This window comes from Pantoea eucalypti (assembly GCF_009646115.1).
GTDB lineage: Bacteria > Pseudomonadota > Gammaproteobacteria > Enterobacterales > Enterobacteriaceae > Pantoea > Pantoea eucalypti.
In genome coordinates this window covers 2,077,279-2,093,789 of sequence record NZ_CP045720.1, presented here as the reverse complement: position 1 = coordinate 2,093,789, position 16,511 = coordinate 2,077,279, and the positions used below count along the sequence as shown (strand labels likewise).

General features: G+C 53.6%; 16 protein-coding genes and 2 pseudogenes. 6 read left to right on the top strand and 12 right to left on the bottom strand.

What is annotated here, in order from left to right; all coding sequences use genetic code 11:
* The first annotated feature begins 21 nt into the window (after positions 1–21).
* Positions 22–540: a glutamate racemase gene (locus EE896_RS09675; RefSeq protein ID WP_140915613.1), complete on the top strand. Its 519-nt coding sequence runs from the start codon at positions 22–24 to the stop codon at positions 538–540.
* Here EE896_RS09675 and EE896_RS09670 read toward each other — a convergent pair.
* The gene (locus tag EE896_RS09670; RefSeq protein ID WP_078804513.1) at positions 533–1,282 is read right to left on the bottom strand and encodes a DeoR/GlpR family DNA-binding transcription regulator; all 750 of its coding nucleotides are present in this window, start codon (positions 1,280–1,282) and stop codon (positions 533–535) included. The two genes, EE896_RS09675 and EE896_RS09670, sit on opposite strands and share 8 nt — an antisense overlap.
* An 83-nt stretch (positions 1,283–1,365) precedes the next feature.
* On the opposite strand from EE896_RS09670, the gene EE896_RS09665 reads away from it, so the two are divergent.
* A complete protein-coding gene (locus EE896_RS09665) occupies positions 1,366–1,950 on the top strand; it encodes an NUDIX domain-containing protein (protein WP_140915593.1) in 585 nt (194 codons plus the stop codon).
* 42 nt (positions 1,951–1,992) lie between these two features.
* Here EE896_RS09665 and EE896_RS09660 read toward each other — a convergent pair whose 3' ends face one another.
* Positions 1,993–3,093 (bottom strand): NADH:flavin oxidoreductase/NADH oxidase, encoded by a 1,101-nt coding sequence (locus EE896_RS09660; protein ID WP_008925189.1) that lies wholly within the window; start codon positions 3,091–3,093, stop codon positions 1,993–1,995.
* 244 nt (positions 3,094–3,337) lie between these two features.
* Positions 3,338–3,622 (bottom strand): annotated as a pseudogene (locus EE896_RS09655) (SDR family oxidoreductase); the annotation flags it as partial.
* Here EE896_RS09655 and EE896_RS09650 point away from each other — a divergent pair.
* Positions 3,607–4,398 (top strand): annotated as a pseudogene (locus tag EE896_RS09650) (LysR substrate-binding domain-containing protein); the annotation flags it as partial. The pseudogenes EE896_RS09655 and EE896_RS09650 sit on opposite strands and share 16 nt — an antisense overlap.
* A gap of 16 nt (positions 4,399–4,414) precedes the next feature.
* Here the strand turns inward: EE896_RS09650 and uraH are convergent.
* The gene (gene uraH / locus EE896_RS09645) at positions 4,415–4,837 is read right to left on the bottom strand and encodes a hydroxyisourate hydrolase (RefSeq protein ID WP_008925192.1); all 423 of its coding nucleotides are present in this window, start codon (positions 4,835–4,837) and stop codon (positions 4,415–4,417) included.
* Between the two features lie 490 nt (positions 4,838–5,327).
* On the opposite strand from uraH, the gene EE896_RS09640 reads away from it, so the two are divergent.
* Positions 5,328–6,347, top strand: a complete 1,020-nt coding sequence (locus tag EE896_RS09640; protein ID WP_140915594.1) for an alpha/beta hydrolase — start codon at positions 5,328–5,330, stop codon at positions 6,345–6,347.
* A 389-nt stretch (positions 6,348–6,736) separates the two neighbouring features.
* Here EE896_RS09640 and EE896_RS09635 read toward each other — a convergent pair whose 3' ends face one another.
* Both EE896_RS09635 and EE896_RS09630 read right to left on the bottom strand, forming a co-directional pair.
* Positions 6,737–8,062 (bottom strand): type II toxin-antitoxin system HipA family toxin, encoded by a 1,326-nt coding sequence (locus tag EE896_RS09635; protein ID WP_039660233.1) that lies wholly within the window; start codon positions 8,060–8,062, stop codon positions 6,737–6,739.
* A 4-nt stretch (positions 8,063–8,066) separates the two neighbouring features.
* Positions 8,067–8,363, bottom strand: coding sequence for a helix-turn-helix transcriptional regulator (locus tag EE896_RS09630; protein WP_003853607.1), 297 nt, complete (start codon positions 8,361–8,363; stop codon positions 8,067–8,069).
* 307 nt (positions 8,364–8,670) lie between these two features.
* Between EE896_RS09630 and EE896_RS09625 the strand changes: the two genes are divergently transcribed.
* Positions 8,671–9,006: a gamma-glutamylcyclotransferase family protein gene (locus tag EE896_RS09625; protein WP_105099181.1), complete on the top strand. Its 336-nt coding sequence runs from the start codon at positions 8,671–8,673 to the stop codon at positions 9,004–9,006.
* A 339-nt stretch (positions 9,007–9,345) separates the two neighbouring features.
* Here the strand turns inward: EE896_RS09625 and EE896_RS09620 are convergent, their stop codons facing one another.
* The 5 genes from EE896_RS09620 to hipB form a co-directional block, all read right to left on the bottom strand.
* A complete protein-coding gene (locus EE896_RS09620; protein WP_140915595.1) occupies positions 9,346–11,391 on the bottom strand; it encodes an FUSC family protein in 2,046 nt (681 codons plus the stop codon).
* 114 nt (positions 11,392–11,505) lie between these two features.
* On the bottom strand, positions 11,506–12,888 hold the full coding sequence (locus EE896_RS09615; protein WP_140915596.1) for a M24 family metallopeptidase: 1,383 nt from the start codon (positions 12,886–12,888) through the stop codon (positions 11,506–11,508).
* Positions 12,889–13,189: 301 nt separating this feature from the next.
* Positions 13,190–13,396, bottom strand: a complete 207-nt coding sequence (locus EE896_RS09610; protein ID WP_003853616.1) for a type II toxin-antitoxin system MqsA family antitoxin — start codon at positions 13,394–13,396, stop codon at positions 13,190–13,192.
* 101 nt (positions 13,397–13,497) lie between these two features.
* A complete protein-coding gene (locus tag EE896_RS09605) occupies positions 13,498–14,808 on the bottom strand; it encodes a type II toxin-antitoxin system HipA family toxin (protein ID WP_140915597.1) in 1,311 nt (436 codons plus the stop codon).
* The gene (gene hipB / locus EE896_RS09600) at positions 14,808–15,056 is read right to left on the bottom strand and encodes a type II toxin-antitoxin system antitoxin HipB (protein ID WP_003853619.1); all 249 of its coding nucleotides are present in this window, start codon (positions 15,054–15,056) and stop codon (positions 14,808–14,810) included. The genes EE896_RS09605 and hipB overlap by 1 nt, the downstream gene beginning before the upstream one ends.
* Positions 15,057–15,232: 176 nt before the next feature.
* Here hipB and EE896_RS09595 point away from each other — a divergent pair, with 176 nt between their 5' ends.
* A complete protein-coding gene (locus EE896_RS09595; protein WP_140915598.1) occupies positions 15,233–15,670 on the top strand; it encodes a GNAT family N-acetyltransferase in 438 nt (145 codons plus the stop codon).
* Between the two features lie 29 nt (positions 15,671–15,699).
* On the opposite strand, the gene EE896_RS09590 is transcribed toward EE896_RS09595, so the two are convergent.
* The gene (locus EE896_RS09590) at positions 15,700–16,494 is read right to left on the bottom strand and encodes an inositol monophosphatase family protein (protein WP_105099176.1); all 795 of its coding nucleotides are present in this window, start codon (positions 16,492–16,494) and stop codon (positions 15,700–15,702) included.
* Positions 16,495–16,511 lie beyond the last annotated feature (17 nt).

The window sequence follows — 16,511 nt, the reverse complement described above, 5'->3', positions numbered from 1 at the left end:
CTGCCCCTGAATCATCTGGTGATGCCTGCGCTGCTGACTGAGGCGGAGCGCAGCGGCGGGATGACAGTGGAATTACGCCGACGTATTGCACAGCTGATTGAAACACTGCTGCCGCAGTTTGATGCGGTTCTGATCACCTGTTCGACGCTGGGGCCGGTTGCTGATGATTTCAGTACGCATGCTGGGGTAATGCGCACTGACCGGATGTTAGCGGAGACACTGCGGCGTCTTACGGGGCCGACGGTGGCGCTGTGTGCCGCAGAATCGACGCTGGCTGCGACACGGACACTCTTCTGTCATCCAGACAGTCAGATCGAGGTCATGCTGGTGGAAGATGCGTGGGCAGCGTTTAAAGCGGGAGACACAGCACGCTACTTTGCCCTGATTGCGGCAGCAGCAGAGCAGGCTTATCAGCAGGGCGCGGTTGCCGTTGCCCTGGCACAAAGTTCAATGACGCCTGTCGCACAGCAGTTTCCCCCTGCGCAGAGACCGCTGACCGGCCCGTATCTTGCGCTGCAGGCTTGCTGCGATCTCAGATGATCGTCACACCATGCTGGCCGAGCGCCTTTTTCAGCGCCTCGTCCGGCTCTGTTTCCACTACCAGCGTACTCGCCAGTGACAGATCGCCAATGGCAAATGCCGACGCTGAATTGAGCTTTTCGGCGGACGCCAGTACCACGGTTTCTGCTGCGCGTCCTGCCAGCGCCCGCTTCACCGTCGCTTCTTCAAAATTCCCGGTTGTCAGACCCGCCGCCGGATGCACACCGGTAACACCCATAAAAAAGAGATCGGCGTTAATACGGTTTATCGACTCCAGCATAGCTGCGCCTACCGCCACCACCGAATGCTTATAAAGTTGCCCGCCAATCAGTATGACCTCCACGCGTGGGTGATCGGCTAACGCCAGCGCCACGCTGGGACTGTGTGTCACGGCGGTAAAGCTCAGCGTTGTCGGTAACTGTCGTACCAGTTCTGCGCTGGTGGTCCCGCCATCAATCAGCACAATCTGGCCCGGCTGGATCAGTGAGGCCGCTTTTCTGGCGATAATCTGTTTAGACGCCGTCTGCACGCTTTTTCGTGTTTCAAAGGTGCCCAGTGCAGCGGATACCGGTAACGCACCGCCATGCACCCGTTGCAGTAATCCTTCCGCCGCCAGTTCACGCAGGTCACGCCGGATAGAGTCTTCGGAGAGGCCAAATCGCTGGCTCAGGTCGCGCGACTGTACCTGTTTTTCCTGGGCGAGCAGGGCGAGAATTGTCTGTTTTCGTTGGCTGGATAGCATCATTCCACTCTGCGTGTTTTTTCTTGAGTTTGCACGATTGTGCATGATAGCGTGTGGGCTGTCCACTTATCCCGGAGAGTATCATGCAGCAGAATCATCCCCGCGTACGCATCATCAACGAGCAGTTGCTGTCAGATAACTGGTATACCCTGAAGAAGTACACCTTCTCGCTACTGCGCAGCGATGGACGCTGGCAGGAGCAGAGCCGTGAAGCCTACGATCGGGGAAACGGCGCGGTGATCCTTCTCTATAACCGTGATAAACGCACAGTCGTGTTGACCCGGCAGTTTCGCTTTCCGGTTTTTCTGAACGGGCATGATGGCTTTCTGATTGAAGCGGCCGCTGGTCTGCTGGATAACGCCTCGCCGGAAGCGCGTATTGTTGCCGAAGCGGAAGAGGAGACGGGCTTTCGCGTCAGTCGCGTAGAAAAGGTTTTTGAGGCTTTTATGAGCCCCGGTTCAGTGACGGAAAAACTCTACTTCTTTATTGCTGAGTATGACGATCAACAGCGCAGCGGGGAAGGCGGCGGAATAGCGGAAGAGGGCGAGGATATCGAGGTGCTGGAGTTCGGTTTCGACCAGGCACTGCAGGCGATTGATCAGGGTGAGATTGTGGATGCCAAAACTATCATGCTACTGCAGCATCTGCGGCTGAAAGGCATTTTATAAGAGAGCGGGCAGCCGCCGTTTATGCGGTCTGCCCGTTTAGCATTACTGATCCTGCGTCAGGATGCCTTTTACATCGTGCGGTTCAGAACGCAGATACTGCGGCGGAACCTGGACTTTGCCATCCAGCGCGGCCGCTGCGTGCCACGGCCAGCGTGGGTCATAGAGAATTCCTCGCGCCAGCGCCACCAGGTCAGCTTCGCCCTGTTGCAGCAGATCTTCTGCCTGCTGCGGCTCAGTGATTAAGCCAACCGCAATGACCGGAATCGACACCTGCTCACGAATATCGCGGGCGAACGGCACCTGATAATTGGGTCCGACGCTGATTTTCTGTTTTTCCGACAGGCCGCCACTTGAGACGTGAATATAGGCGCAGTTCAGCGCTTCCAGCTCACGGGAGAAGGCGATCGACTGCTCGATTTCCCAGCCGCCTTCAACCCAGTCAGTCGCGGAAATGCGCACGCCGACCGGCACGGCAGCCGGGACGGCTTCACGAACGGCTTTGAAGACTTCCAGCGGGAAGCGCAGTCGATTTTCCAGCGAACCGCCATATTCATCGCTGCGCTGATTCGAGAGCGGTGACAGAAACTGATGCAGCAGATAGCCGTGCGCGGCATGCACTTCAATCAGTTGAATACCCAGGCGCACTGCACGGCGGGCACTCTCAACAAAAGCCTTTTTTACCCGCTGCAGATCGTCAATGCTCATGGCAACCGGTTTAACTTCATCCGCGCTGTAGCTCAGTGCCGACGGGGCTACGGTTTGCCAGCCGCCTGCATCGGGTGCAATCTGCTTACCGCCTTCCCAGGGAACCGCGCACGACGCTTTACGTCCCGCATGGCCCAGCTGCATACCAATCGGGATAGAGGAGTAGCGGCGCACATCATCCAGAACTGTTTTTAGTGCGGCTTCATTATCATCATTCCACAAACCGAGATCGCCGGGAGAGATACGGCCAATGTCCTCAACGGCAGTGGCTTCAATAATCATCAGACCGGCGCCGGAAAAGGAGAGCTGGCCAAGATGGATCCGATGCCAGGCGGTCGCATTGCCTGCTTCAGCGGAGTACTGGCACATCGGGGCAATCACAATGCGGTTATCCAGCGTAAGTTCGCCTAGCGAGACAGTGGAAAAAAGTTGGCTCATGTTATCTCCATGGTGTTATGACGGACGTGACAGGCAATAACTATAGCGGGGATTTACCGGACGGGATGACTGCAACGTGACATTTTATGACTGCGTGCCGGACGACGGAGAGATCGCAGCTTTTCCTTCGGGTTATGAAACAGGGAGTGACTGGCTAGCGGTCAGCCAGCCAGGCTGTGCTGGTCTGGCTGAACCGGGATTTCGGGTTATCACTGTTGTGGCAGCGTTCAGGCTGGCTTAAACCTCAGACCTGTGCCATGCCGCCATCGACAAACAGCTCTGTCGCGTTAATAAAGCTGGCGGCATCAGACGCCAGAAACGCAACGGTACGGGCAATCTCCTGTGGTTCACCCAGACGGCCAAGCGGTATCTGTGCCGCCAGCGCATCAAACAGACCCTGACGCTGCTCTTCACTCACCAGATCACCCAACCCAGGCGTACGAACCGGGCCGGGACTCACGACATTGACCCGGATGCCGCGATCTTTCAGATCCAGCGCCCACGAACGGGCAACATCTCTCCGTGCGGCTACTGCAACGCACCACCCGGCGCGTGACCGTCACCGCAGAAGGGCAGGAATACTATGAGAAAGCACTGCGTATCCTGCACAATCTCGAGGATATTGATGCCTGTTTTAATGCGCGGCGCAGTAAACCGCGCGGGCAGTTACGCGTTGATATCGGCGGGTCTACCGCACGGGATATTCTTATTCCGCTGCTGCCCGATTTCTTTGCCCGCTATCCGGACATTACGCTGGATCTTGGCGTCTCGGACCGCCCGGCTAATCTGATTAGCGACAACATTGACTGTGTCATTCGTGGCGGTCCTTTGGCCGATTCCTCACTGGTGGCGCGTCTGATAGGGCACGCCACGCTGATCACCTGCGCGACACCCGCCTATCTCAAAGCATTTGGGATTCCTGCTTACCCTGATGAATTGCGCAACGGGCACCGGCTGGTGAGTTATCTTTCGCCGCAAACCGGCAAACCGTTTCCGCTAAAGTTTGAACGTCAGGGTGAGAAAACAGAGATCACCAGCGCGCATCGCATTGGCGTTAATGAAAGTAATGCACACCTGGCGGCGGGTCTGGCCGGGCTGGGGATCATTCAGACGTTCAGTTATTCACTGTCGTCGATTCTGCGGCAGGGCGATATGGTGGAGATACTGCGCGACTGGCGGCCTGCGGGTTATCCGTTTCATCTGGTTTATCCGCAAAACCGGCACGTAACGCAACGGCTGCGGGTGTTTATCGACTGGCTGGTGGCGTGTTTTCCGGCGCGCGTCGCGGGGGAATCCGGCACCTGAGTGCCGGATTAGCAGATTAGTTGCCGCGATAGGTTGAGTAACCAAACGGGCTCAGCAGTAACGGGATATGGTAGTGCTCGCCACTGGCTTCCATGTTGAATTCAACCGGAATCTCCGGGAAGAAGGTTTTCTGATTGGTTTTTTTGTAGAAGTCACCGGTTTTAAACACCACACGGTAGCTGCCCGCACTGGCCATCTTGTCCTGCGGGAACAGGGCGCTGATACGACCGTTGTTGTCGGTAACGCCGGAGGCCAGTTTTACCCAGTTATCCTGCTGCTTTTGATCCAGCTCGACTTCGATGCCCGCGGTAGGCTGACCGGTTTGCAGATTAAGAACGTGTACGCTCAGCGGATTTTTAGCGGCAGCGGGCTGAGCTGCGATAGCGGACGCGCCAGAGGCCATCAGTAATGTTGCGATCAAAGCGTATGATGTTTTCATCAATGTTTCCTTTATTGATTGGTTGAAGTCGTGTAGCAGTGCAGAGAGAGTAAAGGGCCTGAGACCAAAGCGAAAATCAGCCGCGGTAAATGTGAAATTTCTGAGGGAATTAATCTATTTAGTTACATCATACAAGAGTTGTTTTTTTAATTAATAGTCCGGCATTTATGCGATAAAAGTTGATCAGAGAAAAATGCCGCCAGGTTGAATTAACCGCGATTGGCAGCCAAAGCAGGGCACCAGGTGTTCAGTGCTGAGCAGAGAGCTGGATCAATTCAGGATTTTTCCGCTTCTGAAATTTAGCGCTCAATGACTGCAATTCGATACAGATAGCTGCAATTTGCCACGTTAACCCCGATGATTTCTAGGAAGGCTGGTTCTGCCATTTAAATGGCGCGCTATTTAGTTGTTTACATTGAAGAGGTGCCGTGTCATTGTCCGATCAACCAGATAGCACACTATTAAATAGCAAGTTAATCGGAGTCCTGTAATGAAAATGAAACTGATCGCCAGTGCATTACTGTTAAGCAGCCAGATAAGTAGCGCGTTTGCTGCGCCAACTGAAAACAGCCCGCAACCGACCGTAGGTGTTGCCGCCTTTCTGAAAGCGCTCAACAGCGGAACGGGTAAACCAATTGAGCAACTCTCTGTCAACGATGCCCGGGCAGTATTGACCGGAGCACAGAAGGGCGCAGAACTGCCGCCGGCACAGATTTCACAGAAGATCATTACTGTAATGGGCAAGCCTCTGACGCTGACCATCGTTAGACCTGAGCACGCCAGCAGCACATTGCCGGTGTTTATGTTCTTCCACGGCGGCGGATGGGTGCTGGGCGATTTTCCAACCCATGAACGTCTGGTTCGTGACATGGTGAATGCATCCGGTGCTGCAGCGGTATTCGTTAACTATCAACCTTCGCCAGAAGCCCATTTCCCGGTGGCAATCACTCAGGCCTATGAAGCCACTAAATGGGTCGCCGACCATGGTGCTGAAATTGGCGTTGACGGAAAACGTCTGGCGCTGGTTGGTAACAGCGTTGGCGGTAACATGGTGGCGGCAGTTGCGTTACAGGCGAAGCAGTTTAAAACGCCAGCTATCCGTTATGATGTGATGCTGTGGCCGGTTACCGATGCGCGTTTCGACACGCCGTCATATGAGCAGTTTGCTGACGGACATTTCCTGACGAAGAACATGATGAAGTGGTTCTGGGATAACTACACGACGTCGGAAAAGGATCGTAATAACATTCTGGCATCGCCGTTGCGCGCCAGCACTGAACAGCTGAAGGGGTTACCGCCAACGCTGATTCAGACTGCAGAGCTGGACGTATTACGGGATGAAGGTGAAGCATTCGGTCGTAAGCTGGATGCAGCAGGCGTGCCGGTGACCGTTACACGGTACAATGGCATTATTCATGACTTCGGTTTGCTGAACGCCTTGAGCCAGGAACCGACAGTCAGAACAGCCATTGACCAGGCGGGTGAAGCATTGCGTTCGCATCTGAAATAATCTGATGACAAACCCCGGACTGCATCCTTGTTCGGGGTTTTCAGGCGATCTGTTTGAAGGCATCACTATGAAGGTGCAGGGCAGTGGCAGTAACGTAACTGCAGGTCGGAAGTACAGGAATGAATGACGCAGTATCACAGCGATAAGTGCACTGTTAATCTCTTATTTAACATAATATACATTATGCGCTCTTTGGTCAGGTGTCTGTCTTATCCTGTTTTCCACCTTTCCTAGGGAATCTCTGCGGATGCCTGATGATTCTGTCTGACAATGAATCTCTCCGTCTTTTCATCATTCAGGCTGTAATCGATAAACATCTGCGTTGCCGTGTTGCACCTCTCAGCCTGTTCTCTTCTGACACTGTGTTCAGTGGGAAATTTTAATCGGCGCTAATTTCCGGCCAGACGCCTGCATTGCTGCGTTATGCCATCAAACACGCGTTCTGCCAGTTCTGACGGGAACTGATCTGGCAGTTGAGCGCGAACACGCTCGATGACGTCCGGTGCGTCAGAAATTATTTCATCCATCATCATCTCAACCTGCTTTTTACTCAGGCCGGTCTGCTCACCGTGGTTAATCCAGTGCCGTCTTTGTATTCTGTAGAGTTTGTAATAGTTGCTGCTGCCGCGAGCGGCCATCGCCAGTTTGCATTTTTGCCAGGCTATCTGATTATTGCCATTTCCGATGACCGGCCATGCCGATAAAACATCATAAAGTGGCGTAAGGCAATAATGCCCCTGAGGCCCTATCGCAATACTGAAATTTTTAGCATGGCCATCTGTGGCCGCCAGTACCCAGAAAATTATCTGCGCTTTAAAGAAATGCAATCTGTCCTGTTCTGCGTGATCTGAATGACTCAGAATCTCCATAATTTCAGAGATACCTGGCCCGCCGTCGGCCTGATATTTGCGTAATGGTGACATCCCCGCAGCCTGACACATATCTTCCTGAGGTAAACGAATGATCCACCGCTGGTCACCTGACCATTTGCGGTCAAAACGTTCAACCACCAGGACTTTCTGATCTTCGAATTGAGCGATTTCTGTTCTTGCGACCGGGATGCCGAATTGTTCAAGTAGCAGCGAACAGAGCCATTCGTTTTCCACGGATGTACTCATATCAGCTTTCATATTGCCGACCAGGCCAAGCGGCAACTTGAAAATATGCGTCGTTGGCGTATTCCCTTCAGGCCTGCACCACCGATCGTCATGCCATAATAACGCTGTTTTTTCCTGCGCACCGGCAATGGATAGCCGTAAGTCGCCTGTATCACTCTGTCTGCCGGGTAATGATGCCGCCGTGGTATTTCGCAATGTCATTGCGATCTCTGATTCAGAGAGCGGCCGATATTTTACGCAATATAAATCCGTGGGTTCATCGCCCTCTTTCAGTAACTGTATCGCGCCTACGCAATCTTTTCCCAACTCGGTCAACAGGTCAAAAGGGTCGAGACTTTCTGCCTGATACCGCATTGCCAGACGCCTGCGAATCCCTTCACTATCCGGTAATAAATTATCAAAGTAGTCACGTACCACATTTCCGCGCCAGATTTGATCGCCGGGGGTAAAAGGCAAAGAGAGCGATAACGGTCTTCCTTGCGCGTCGGCACTCCATTCAGGAAGATATTGCAGCGTATCTTCTCCTTTGCTTTTGTTCCAGAATCCAACCTGGATACCGTTCATCCATATCACTAAACGCTGCTGTCTCCGGCTCATAGCGTCACCACTTCTCCCGTCTCGCAGGTGAATTTTCTAACGTCCCCTTTTCTTCTGTCGGCTTTCCTGCGGATGAGCTTATTCCCGAAGAGAGAGTCATCTCCACGCCCAGTAGTGTGAAGATTTTGAAGAGGCGTTCAATGCTGGCTCTGGCCGGGTTGGCTTCCAGACGCGCATAAGTCTGCTGAGTGACGCCTAATCGTTCAGACAGATCTTTTTGCGTCAGTCCATTTGCTTTGCGAAAACCAATAAGCAAAGGACGCAACTGGCTGAGTGTTTTTATCGGATAGACATTTTTCATCGTGCGCTGACCGCTTTAACAGGTGATACAGCCTGTACGCTGTTTAATCAAAATACACTCTAAAAGCTGTTAAAGCAATATAACAGCTTAAAAGCTGTAATTTGCTAATACAGCCTTCAGGCTGTTAACGACGGCTTTCCTGTTTTAAATGTGTGCTCCAGGACCGGGATGCGGGCACCAGCTGTAGAATTTTTGTGCTCCGCAGGCGCTGCTACGTCAATTCTGAATAACTGGCGTGACGTCAGGGCTGCAGAATTTATCACAACGCGTTAAAGTAACCGGCTTTGAGTCTGGAAAACGAGGAAAAATGGAACGCTTATTTGTCTATGGCACGCTCTGTCCGGGCCGCGAGAATGCCCATATTCTTGAAAACATTGGCGGCGAATGGCTGGCCGGCTCGGTAAACGGCACCTTCTATGAGCGTGGCTGGGGTGCAGCGGCTGATTTTCCTGGCATTGTTCTGGATGAACATGGCCCCGCTGTACCAGGATACTTGTTTATCTCTGAGCAGCTGGATGTGCACTGGGCAATGCTGGATGCGTTTGAAGATGGCTATGATCGCGTCGAAGTTCGCGTAACTGCCGGGGATAACCAGTATTACACTGCGTGGATTTATCAGTTACAGCCACAGGTAAACAGCTAATTCTCTCAGCCTGTAATGCGCCAGGCGCACCCTGCTCTTATTGCGGGTTTCAGCCGCTGCGTGATGCGAATTTGACGAATCCCCAAATGACGGCAACAGTGTCAGGCTGACATGAAAAAGTATGCAACACACTGATTTTAAATGGGTATAATGTCCGCTTTACTCAGCAATCCACCCCAGCGTTTTCCTATCATCCCGGCTCGTTTTACTGTAAGACATGACAAACAGGCACCCTGTCTGACATCTTTTTTAAATTAAGATCTAATGTATGATGTAACTAAAAAGTATTCTCTTTACTACACTTCAATCCCGGTTCGAAACACCACCAGCCAGCCCCTGTTACTCCGGCCAGCGCTGATGGGGAAAAAGTGATACCCGAATATTAAAAAGATGGATTAATGGCGCGACAGCTGCACTCTCCTCGCGGGCAATTTTCTCTATCCGCAACAGTAACAGATCCAGTTCATCCAGCAGATCCTGATGCGGTGATAATTGCAGTGACTTCATTTTGCGTTTTAGATAAAGCGCCAGCTCGTGAAACATCTGACCGCTATCAATCCGATGGCTCTCCAGCACTTCCCTGTATCGTGCGTAAAAGTCATAACAGTTAGCACCCAGCCAGGTTTCGGTAATCAGATACCCACCCACCACGATATCCGGCACAGGATCGAGACGCTTACGCGGCAAAATAATGTTCACCCTGTCGAGCATTCGGGCAATAAATTGTTGCCGTGACAGCAGCGTGGCGGAATTACGTTCCACCATTTTGATAAATCCTAACAGGTCGCGCAGTCCCCGTTGCACCGCTCTTCTGGCAATCCAGGAGGGCCGCTTATTGCGGATCAACGCCGTCAGCACCACAGCAAACATAATCCCCACCATTGAGGAGATGGCCGCGTTCAGCGTGACGATCAGGTTTGGCACATAGTGATGGCTTAAGCCGATAAAGCCGGGGATCTGAATAGCGACACTCAGCCCCACCATATTGGTTGCCGGATTAGCGATAACCAGACTTAGCAGCATCAGGCCAGGCAGCAGACAGATCATCAACGCCTGTAAGGTATTGGCCTGTGGAATCAGGAACGCGATATAAAACAGGCTGACCACCAGTGCAATCACCACCCCTTTCACGAAGAGCTTCATCGGCGTCACCGGGGAATCAACACCCGCGAAAAAAGAGCTGATAATCGCCGCCATCAAAGGCGCATTCGCCCCATCGGCCCAGCCGCTGCCAATCCAGAACAGGCTGGAGAGAAAGGTGGCCAGAAAAGCGGTCAGCGCGGACAACCGCAGCAGGCCTTTATCAATATGACGATGTTCCCGGATATTGCGGATCGCCGCCCCATCCCCGTGGCTGTAGAGATCCCCGGCTCGCGCGCTGACATTTTCATAGGCATCGGCAATACGTACAAAGTTAGCCAGCCGCTCCAGCAGACCAATCAGCAGCAGACTCTCTTCAGTTAGCAGACGCCCTGCCCGCCATTCCTCTTCCAGCGTCGCCTGACTGGAGGCAATCGCCTCACGCAGTCCGGCAATATCGTTAATACGGTCATGATGCAGCCACAACAGAAATTCCTGAAACACGTCGGTGACGCACGGCGGAAAACGAATGTTCAGTTCGGCCAGTACGCCCAGCCGTGACTCAATCGCGGTCAGCGTCGGCAGCAGATAACTCAGATGCTGATACTGCACGCTGACCAGACGGATGACATTACGCGCCGCTTCGCCCTCATAAACACAGTGTGTCAGCAATGTTTCAACATTCAGCGGATAGCCCGCCATCTGAATCAGGATATCTTCCCGCTCCAGCGATTTGTTCTTCGCCATTCCGCTGATCAGTTCATCACAGAGTTTGCGCGCGTTGAGAAACCAGTGATTAACGCTCTGCCCCAGCAGATGGTGCATCGAAACCGGAAATACCAGCCGGTGAACCAGCGTACTGCAGAGGATACCCAGCGTAATCTCCTCAATACGTGAAATGACGGTATTAATAATCGCCGACGGCGTATCCACATCAGGAAAGCCCATAATCGCCGCACTGTAACCCGCCAGCATAAAAACATAACTCTTCGGCGTGCGGTCATGCAGAGAAAAATAAAGGCAAACCGTTACCCACAGTGACACACAAAGACTGAACAATACGGGTGACTGCACGGTTTCAGGATAGATCAGCAGAATGAAGATGCCGCCCAGCAGCGTGCCCATCAGACGAAACAGTGATTTCGAGACGGTCGATGCCGCATAAAGCTGTGACGTGACAAAAACGGTGGTCAGCGCCCAGGCGGGTTTTTCGAAGTTAAGAAAGAGTGCGACAGAGAGTGCGATAAACGCGGCAAGAGAGGTTTTGCAGGCAAACAAAACCGCGTTTTTGGTAAACCATTTCATCGAATGAGAGCAACCAGGAACTTTCTGAGGCGCGTATCCTGACAGATGCGCCTCTGTTTTACTCTCAGTTAAATTTTACAAATTATTACCGGCCTCGTCAGGCCGGGTAATCGTCTACTGACGCACCAGCGCGCGGCGCTTATCCAGTAAAAAAGGGCGTAAATACCCTACCGTATTTGAGAGCAAAATCACCTCCTCCGGCAACCGGATCCTCAGCACCTCCGCCAGGTAGGTTTTGCGCTGCGTCATACGCTGCCAGACATCCGGATAAGCGCGCGCCAGCTCATCACGCAATGCCGCATCTGCCAGCCCGACCGTATCCTCAATACTGCAGCCTCCGTAACCCGGCACCGACGGGATGATATCAATCTGCAGCAGCATACCGCTCTTTAGTGTCACGGCAGAGTCGGGATAGACAGGTGAGCTTAACCACTCCTCGTCAGCCACCAGATGCCCCGGATTCAGATGCCAGCCATACTCTGCTTTGGGCAACACGCTCTCAATAAGTGAATAGAGTTCGCCGCCGGTCATACCGATGTGCAGATCTTCCAGCCAGCTGACCACCGCATGATAATAGGGGATCGCCAGACGGGTTAACCAGTCCGAAACGTTACACTGTAACTCAGAAGCCTCGCTGACTACATAAGCGGAACGACTTGTCAGCCCGCCTTTATAGCCGGTAGTAAGAGAAAGCTTATCGCCAGTGACGAGCTGTTTATCCGATGGATAAAGCCGGGCATGCGCAAAACGATCGCCGGTTGCCGCAATCGTCATCACCGTATTAGGCTGACCTTCTGCGTTAAGCTGTGCGCCTAACGCCTTCTCCGTGTTGCCTGGCTCTACGCTATCCAGCGCAGCCAGCATGGCGGTTGACGCAAGATTTGCCCCAGCCTCATAAAACGCCACTTCATCGGCGCAATTCACGCAGCGCGCACCGTTATCCGGCGAAATAAACAGCCCGGTCGCGTTAACCAGCAGCGCATCACTGCCCGTCGCCTGCGCCGCTGCAGCGTAAACGAACTGCGGCAAATCACACATTCCTTGTTGCCTGCCGGTAAACAACTTCCAGCCCACCAGCCCGGTGCGTTCTCCCGCGACAATCCCGGCCTCATTTAACAGCTGATCCAGTGGCTGCTCACCGCGCATCGGCTGATTAGGCAACGAAAAGAGCGGCGCATGCAGACAGCGCCCCGGATTGCGGGCAAAAGGCACCAGCTTTAGATTCTCATTACCCATGATATAAGTGAGAGCGCCCTGCTGATTCACCACCAGCAGCGCCTCCTCGAAGCGAGGAATGAATCCCGCCAGATACTCAAAATTGCTGCCGTGCTCTTTGTCGGCATAGATAATCAGCTGTGCAATCTTCTGCTCCTGCATGCGCTGAATAATAGCGGCCAGACGACGATGCAGCGTTTCATCAGACAACACAGGACTGGCGACACCGGGAAACACCGGCGGTGAAGCAATGACTTCCAGGGCATAGCGATTGGCATCCATAACGCACTCCAGTGTCCGCATTGACAGAGTCAGGTTCCCGTTCCCAGGGTAAACCTAATGTTTCTCCTGTAGGGTGCCACCATCACACAACTTACTCGTTGCGTGTTATCAAAAGATGGACATTCCCTTATAACGATTTGCCTGCCTTGTGCAGGCTTTTTTATGGGTGATTCGTCGCAGGAAACATTGTTCGCCGGGACCGGCGACAAAATGGTCAGCGACGCAGGACCCAATAAGAGTGAGCCGATCAGAAGAGTACATAAAGCGATAAGCAGAGCCCGCTTTACGCGGGCTCCTGATATTATTTGATGGGAACGCCGGCATTCTCCAGCGCTTCAGCCTTTTCGGGATACTGCTCTGCCGTGCCGGCATTCATGATCACAGCCCCGCAACGGATGCAGTGATCGCCCTTCACATCGTGCACAACATCATCCGGATTACCGGTATTGAGACTGACATCACGCGTGGCGTAAACAAACGCCTCTCCTTCACATCCCGGACACTTCATACCCATACTCCTTTGTTATGCCTGTCAGATAAGCATAGCTGACCCGCTTTTAACGAGACATGGGCAGACTGGCTTTTCAGCATAGTGCCAGCTCCGTGCCCTCACTCTCCATGCCGTAACCGCTCCAGCATAATCAATGCATGGCTGAAAATGGCGTCGGCGATATGCTGAGGAAAGTCGGGCGGCAACGCATCACGCACCAAAACGATTGCCTGGGGAAGCGCTTTAATGAAGAAGTCAAAGATCTGCTGCAGGCTGTCACGATCAAAACTCACCTGCTTCGCCGTGGCGATAAAATGGCGCGGGTAAATTTTGTCGATCTCCGTCCTCTTCTCCTGAGTGGCACCCAGCCCCATCGCCAGTGTCAGCGTTTGCGTGTTCATGCCGGAACCCGACTGCACCGGGTACGCGGAGATCACATCATAAAAAGGGGTCAGACGGTAACTGCCGCCGCGCTCAATAAACAGTGAGAAATTCCTGGCGTGACCGTCGGTGGCACCAATCAGCCACTGAAACACCTGGAACATCATAAAGCGATAGCGATCTTCAATGGCGTGACGTGATCCCATCAGTATCTGCATGATCTCTGCGATGCCCGGCCCGCCATCCGATTCATATTGGGTTGACGAGGTCAGTCCCAGCGCCTGACAGAAATCCTCCTGTGGCAGGCGAATCAGCCGGGTTTTGTCACGTGACCAGCGGCGATCAAAGCGTTCAACGGCGAGGGCGCGCATCTTTCCGGCCCGGATAATGGTCGCCTGCGGCACATTGATACCGAGTGCGCGGGCCAGCGTCAGACAAAGATACTCATTCTCTACGCTTTCACGCATATCCAGCGTAGCGGTCGGCTGTTTAATCTCACCGACTGGCAGCTTAATGATGTGTGAGGCAGACGTGCCACCGGCAGGAATGCTCCAGCCTTCCTGCGTCAGCAGCAGCGCGGTTTTCTCCTGTGCACCCGCAACTGAGAGGCGGAAATCGGGCTCCTCATGCAACATTCCCAGCGGAATATCGTACCTGGCCGACAGTACGCTTTCGAGCCGGGCTTCATCCAGCACCTCATAACGAGCCTGCACGGCAGGCAATGGCCTGTCGGGCGGCAACAGCATGATTGCTCCGACGGTGTCACGTCCCACCTCCTGCAGTAAATCAAAGGGCTCACAGGATTGAGTCTGGTAACGCGCTGCGATTCTCTCACGAATCAGTGGGCTGTCCGGCAGCAGGTTATCGAAGAAGTTAATCACAGCGTGTGATGTGATCGCCTTAACCTGCAATGGCATTGAGAGTGACAGCGGCCGGGAGAGCGGATTACTCAGCCAGCCGGTATCATACTGAAACGCATGGGTGCCGTTTCGCTGCCATGTCAGTACACCCACCCGTTCGCCGTTCATCCACGCAATCAGCCTTTGCATTACCACTCATCCTCATCATGCAAATGAGTCGCCGTGACCGCCTCTTTTTCCTGAACGGCCAGACTCACTTCCAGCGCCTGTAACAGCTTAAACAGCGTGGCCAGTGAGGTGCTGTCAGGCGCATTTTCAAAATGAGAAATGGTAGCCTGTTTCAGGCCGACCTTTTTTGCCAGCTCACTCTGCGTCCAGCCATTGCGCTGGCGGATAAACTTGAGCTGGTTTGCCAGCTGTATCGGGCTGTATATCATGGGGTGACTCCTTAAGGATCACAGGCTGTCAGCATAACGCAGATGCATTATCCTTTACAGGGGATAAAAAGAGATTATACCCGCAAAGGGATAATTTGCCTATTATACCCTACAGAGGATAAATGGTAAAATATCCCTTTAAGGGGATAAAAACACGCAAATAGAAGAGGAACAGAATGCGCACATTTACCCTTACCCATCAGGAAAACGATAATGATCGGGACGCGTTGCTGGCAGGATTAGGCGCTTACAACCGGCAGTTTATCAGCCGCGAGAACTGGGGCCCGCTGTCGGTTTATCATAAAGATGCAGAAGGCGTGTTGCGCGGTGGAGTCATCGCCTCGCGCAAAGGCAACTGGCTCTGCATTGATTTTCTCTGGGTGGACGAAACTGTGCGTGGCAGTGGTCTGGGTCGCGTGCTGATGGAAGCCGCGGAACAGGAGGCGGCTAAGAGGGGATGTCTCTTTGCGCTGGTGGATACCTTCAGCTTTCAGGCTCTGCCGTTTTATCAGAAGCAGGGGTATCAGCAGCAGATGTCCCTGCCCGACTTTCCAGAGACCGGGATGCAGCGTCACTATCTGACGAAAGCGCTCAGGGTAATAGACTCACGCTGACCGCCATTAAAGCAGTCAGCGTGACAGGGTCACAAACCCGCAATACGCTTAAGGTCTGCTTCGGCGCCGGGAGCAACGGCCAGAACCTGCGCCCCTTTGATGATGCGGTCGCCTTCGGTATTGAACGGGTGGTACCAGCCGCCCGCCTCTTTCACCAGACAGTAACCCGCCAGGCAATCCCAGGCGTGCATATAGGGTTCGTAATATCCCACAACCCGACCGGCGGCGACCCACGCCAGCATCAGCGCGCCCGAACCAATGCGGATAAAGTTACCGCCCGCCGACAGCAGCGCCGCCACAATCTCGCCAACCTGCTGCGGACTGACATAACTGTTAGCGCCAAAGCCGGTAACATGGTTTTGCAGTGTGCGGGTGGGATCAACCTGCAGACGACGACCGTTCAGCGTCGCGCCCTGCCCCAGTGCCGCCACATAGCACTCCTCATAAGTGGGTGCGAAAATCACACCGATAACCGGCACATCGCCACGCAGCACTGCCACCGAAACGCACCAGCTCGGCATCCCATTGAGAAACGGGCTGGTGCCATCGATCGGATCAACCACCCAGGTGTAGTCAGAGTGTCCCGCCTGCAGCCCCGACTCCTCACCCAGAAAGCCATCATCGGGAAACGCATCCTTTATGCGGCTGGCGATCAACTGCTCTACTTCACGGTCGGCAATTGACACCACATCCTGCAAATCGTACTTGGTCTCTACCACCAGCGTGTCGCGACGGTTAAACCAGGCTAGCGCGGTCGCGCCACCTTCGCGGGCCACAGCCTCCGCTAAAGCCAGTCGCGCCATTATTTCATCATGCGATGCCATGCAAACTCCTCGGGTTA

Coding starts and splice junctions, on each gene's coding strand:
- EE896_RS09675 (WP_140915613.1), top strand. CDS start 22: ATGCCTGCGCTGCTGACTGAGGCGGAGCGCAGCGGCGGGATGACAGTG.
- EE896_RS09670 (WP_078804513.1), bottom strand. CDS start 1,282: ATGCTATCCAGCCAACGAAAACAGACAATTCTCGCCCTGCTCGCCCAG.
- EE896_RS09665 (WP_140915593.1), top strand. CDS start 1,366: ATGCAGCAGAATCATCCCCGCGTACGCATCATCAACGAGCAGTTGCTG.
- EE896_RS09660 (WP_008925189.1), bottom strand. CDS start 3,093: ATGAGCCAACTTTTTTCCACTGTCTCGCTAGGCGAACTTACGCTGGAT.
- uraH (WP_008925192.1), bottom strand. CDS start 4,837: ATGAAAACATCATACGCTTTGATCGCAACATTACTGATGGCCTCTGGC.
- EE896_RS09640 (WP_140915594.1), top strand. CDS start 5,328: ATGAAAATGAAACTGATCGCCAGTGCATTACTGTTAAGCAGCCAGATA.
- EE896_RS09635 (WP_039660233.1), bottom strand. CDS start 8,062: ATGAGCCGGAGACAGCAGCGTTTAGTGATATGGATGAACGGTATCCAG.
- EE896_RS09630 (WP_003853607.1), bottom strand. CDS start 8,363: ATGAAAAATGTCTATCCGATAAAAACACTCAGCCAGTTGCGTCCTTTG.
- EE896_RS09625 (WP_105099181.1), top strand. CDS start 8,671: ATGGAACGCTTATTTGTCTATGGCACGCTCTGTCCGGGCCGCGAGAAT.
- EE896_RS09620 (WP_140915595.1), bottom strand. CDS start 11,391: ATGAAATGGTTTACCAAAAACGCGGTTTTGTTTGCCTGCAAAACCTCT.
- EE896_RS09615 (WP_140915596.1), bottom strand. CDS start 12,888: ATGGATGCCAATCGCTATGCCCTGGAAGTCATTGCTTCACCGCCGGTG.
- EE896_RS09610 (WP_003853616.1), bottom strand. CDS start 13,396: ATGAAGTGTCCGGGATGTGAAGGAGAGGCGTTTGTTTACGCCACGCGT.
- EE896_RS09605 (WP_140915597.1), bottom strand. CDS start 14,808: ATGCAAAGGCTGATTGCGTGGATGAACGGCGAACGGGTGGGTGTACTG.
- hipB (WP_003853619.1), bottom strand. CDS start 15,056: ATGATATACAGCCCGATACAGCTGGCAAACCAGCTCAAGTTTATCCGC.
- EE896_RS09595 (WP_140915598.1), top strand. CDS start 15,233: ATGCGCACATTTACCCTTACCCATCAGGAAAACGATAATGATCGGGAC.
- EE896_RS09590 (WP_105099176.1), bottom strand. CDS start 16,494: ATGGCATCGCATGATGAAATAATGGCGCGACTGGCTTTAGCGGAGGCT.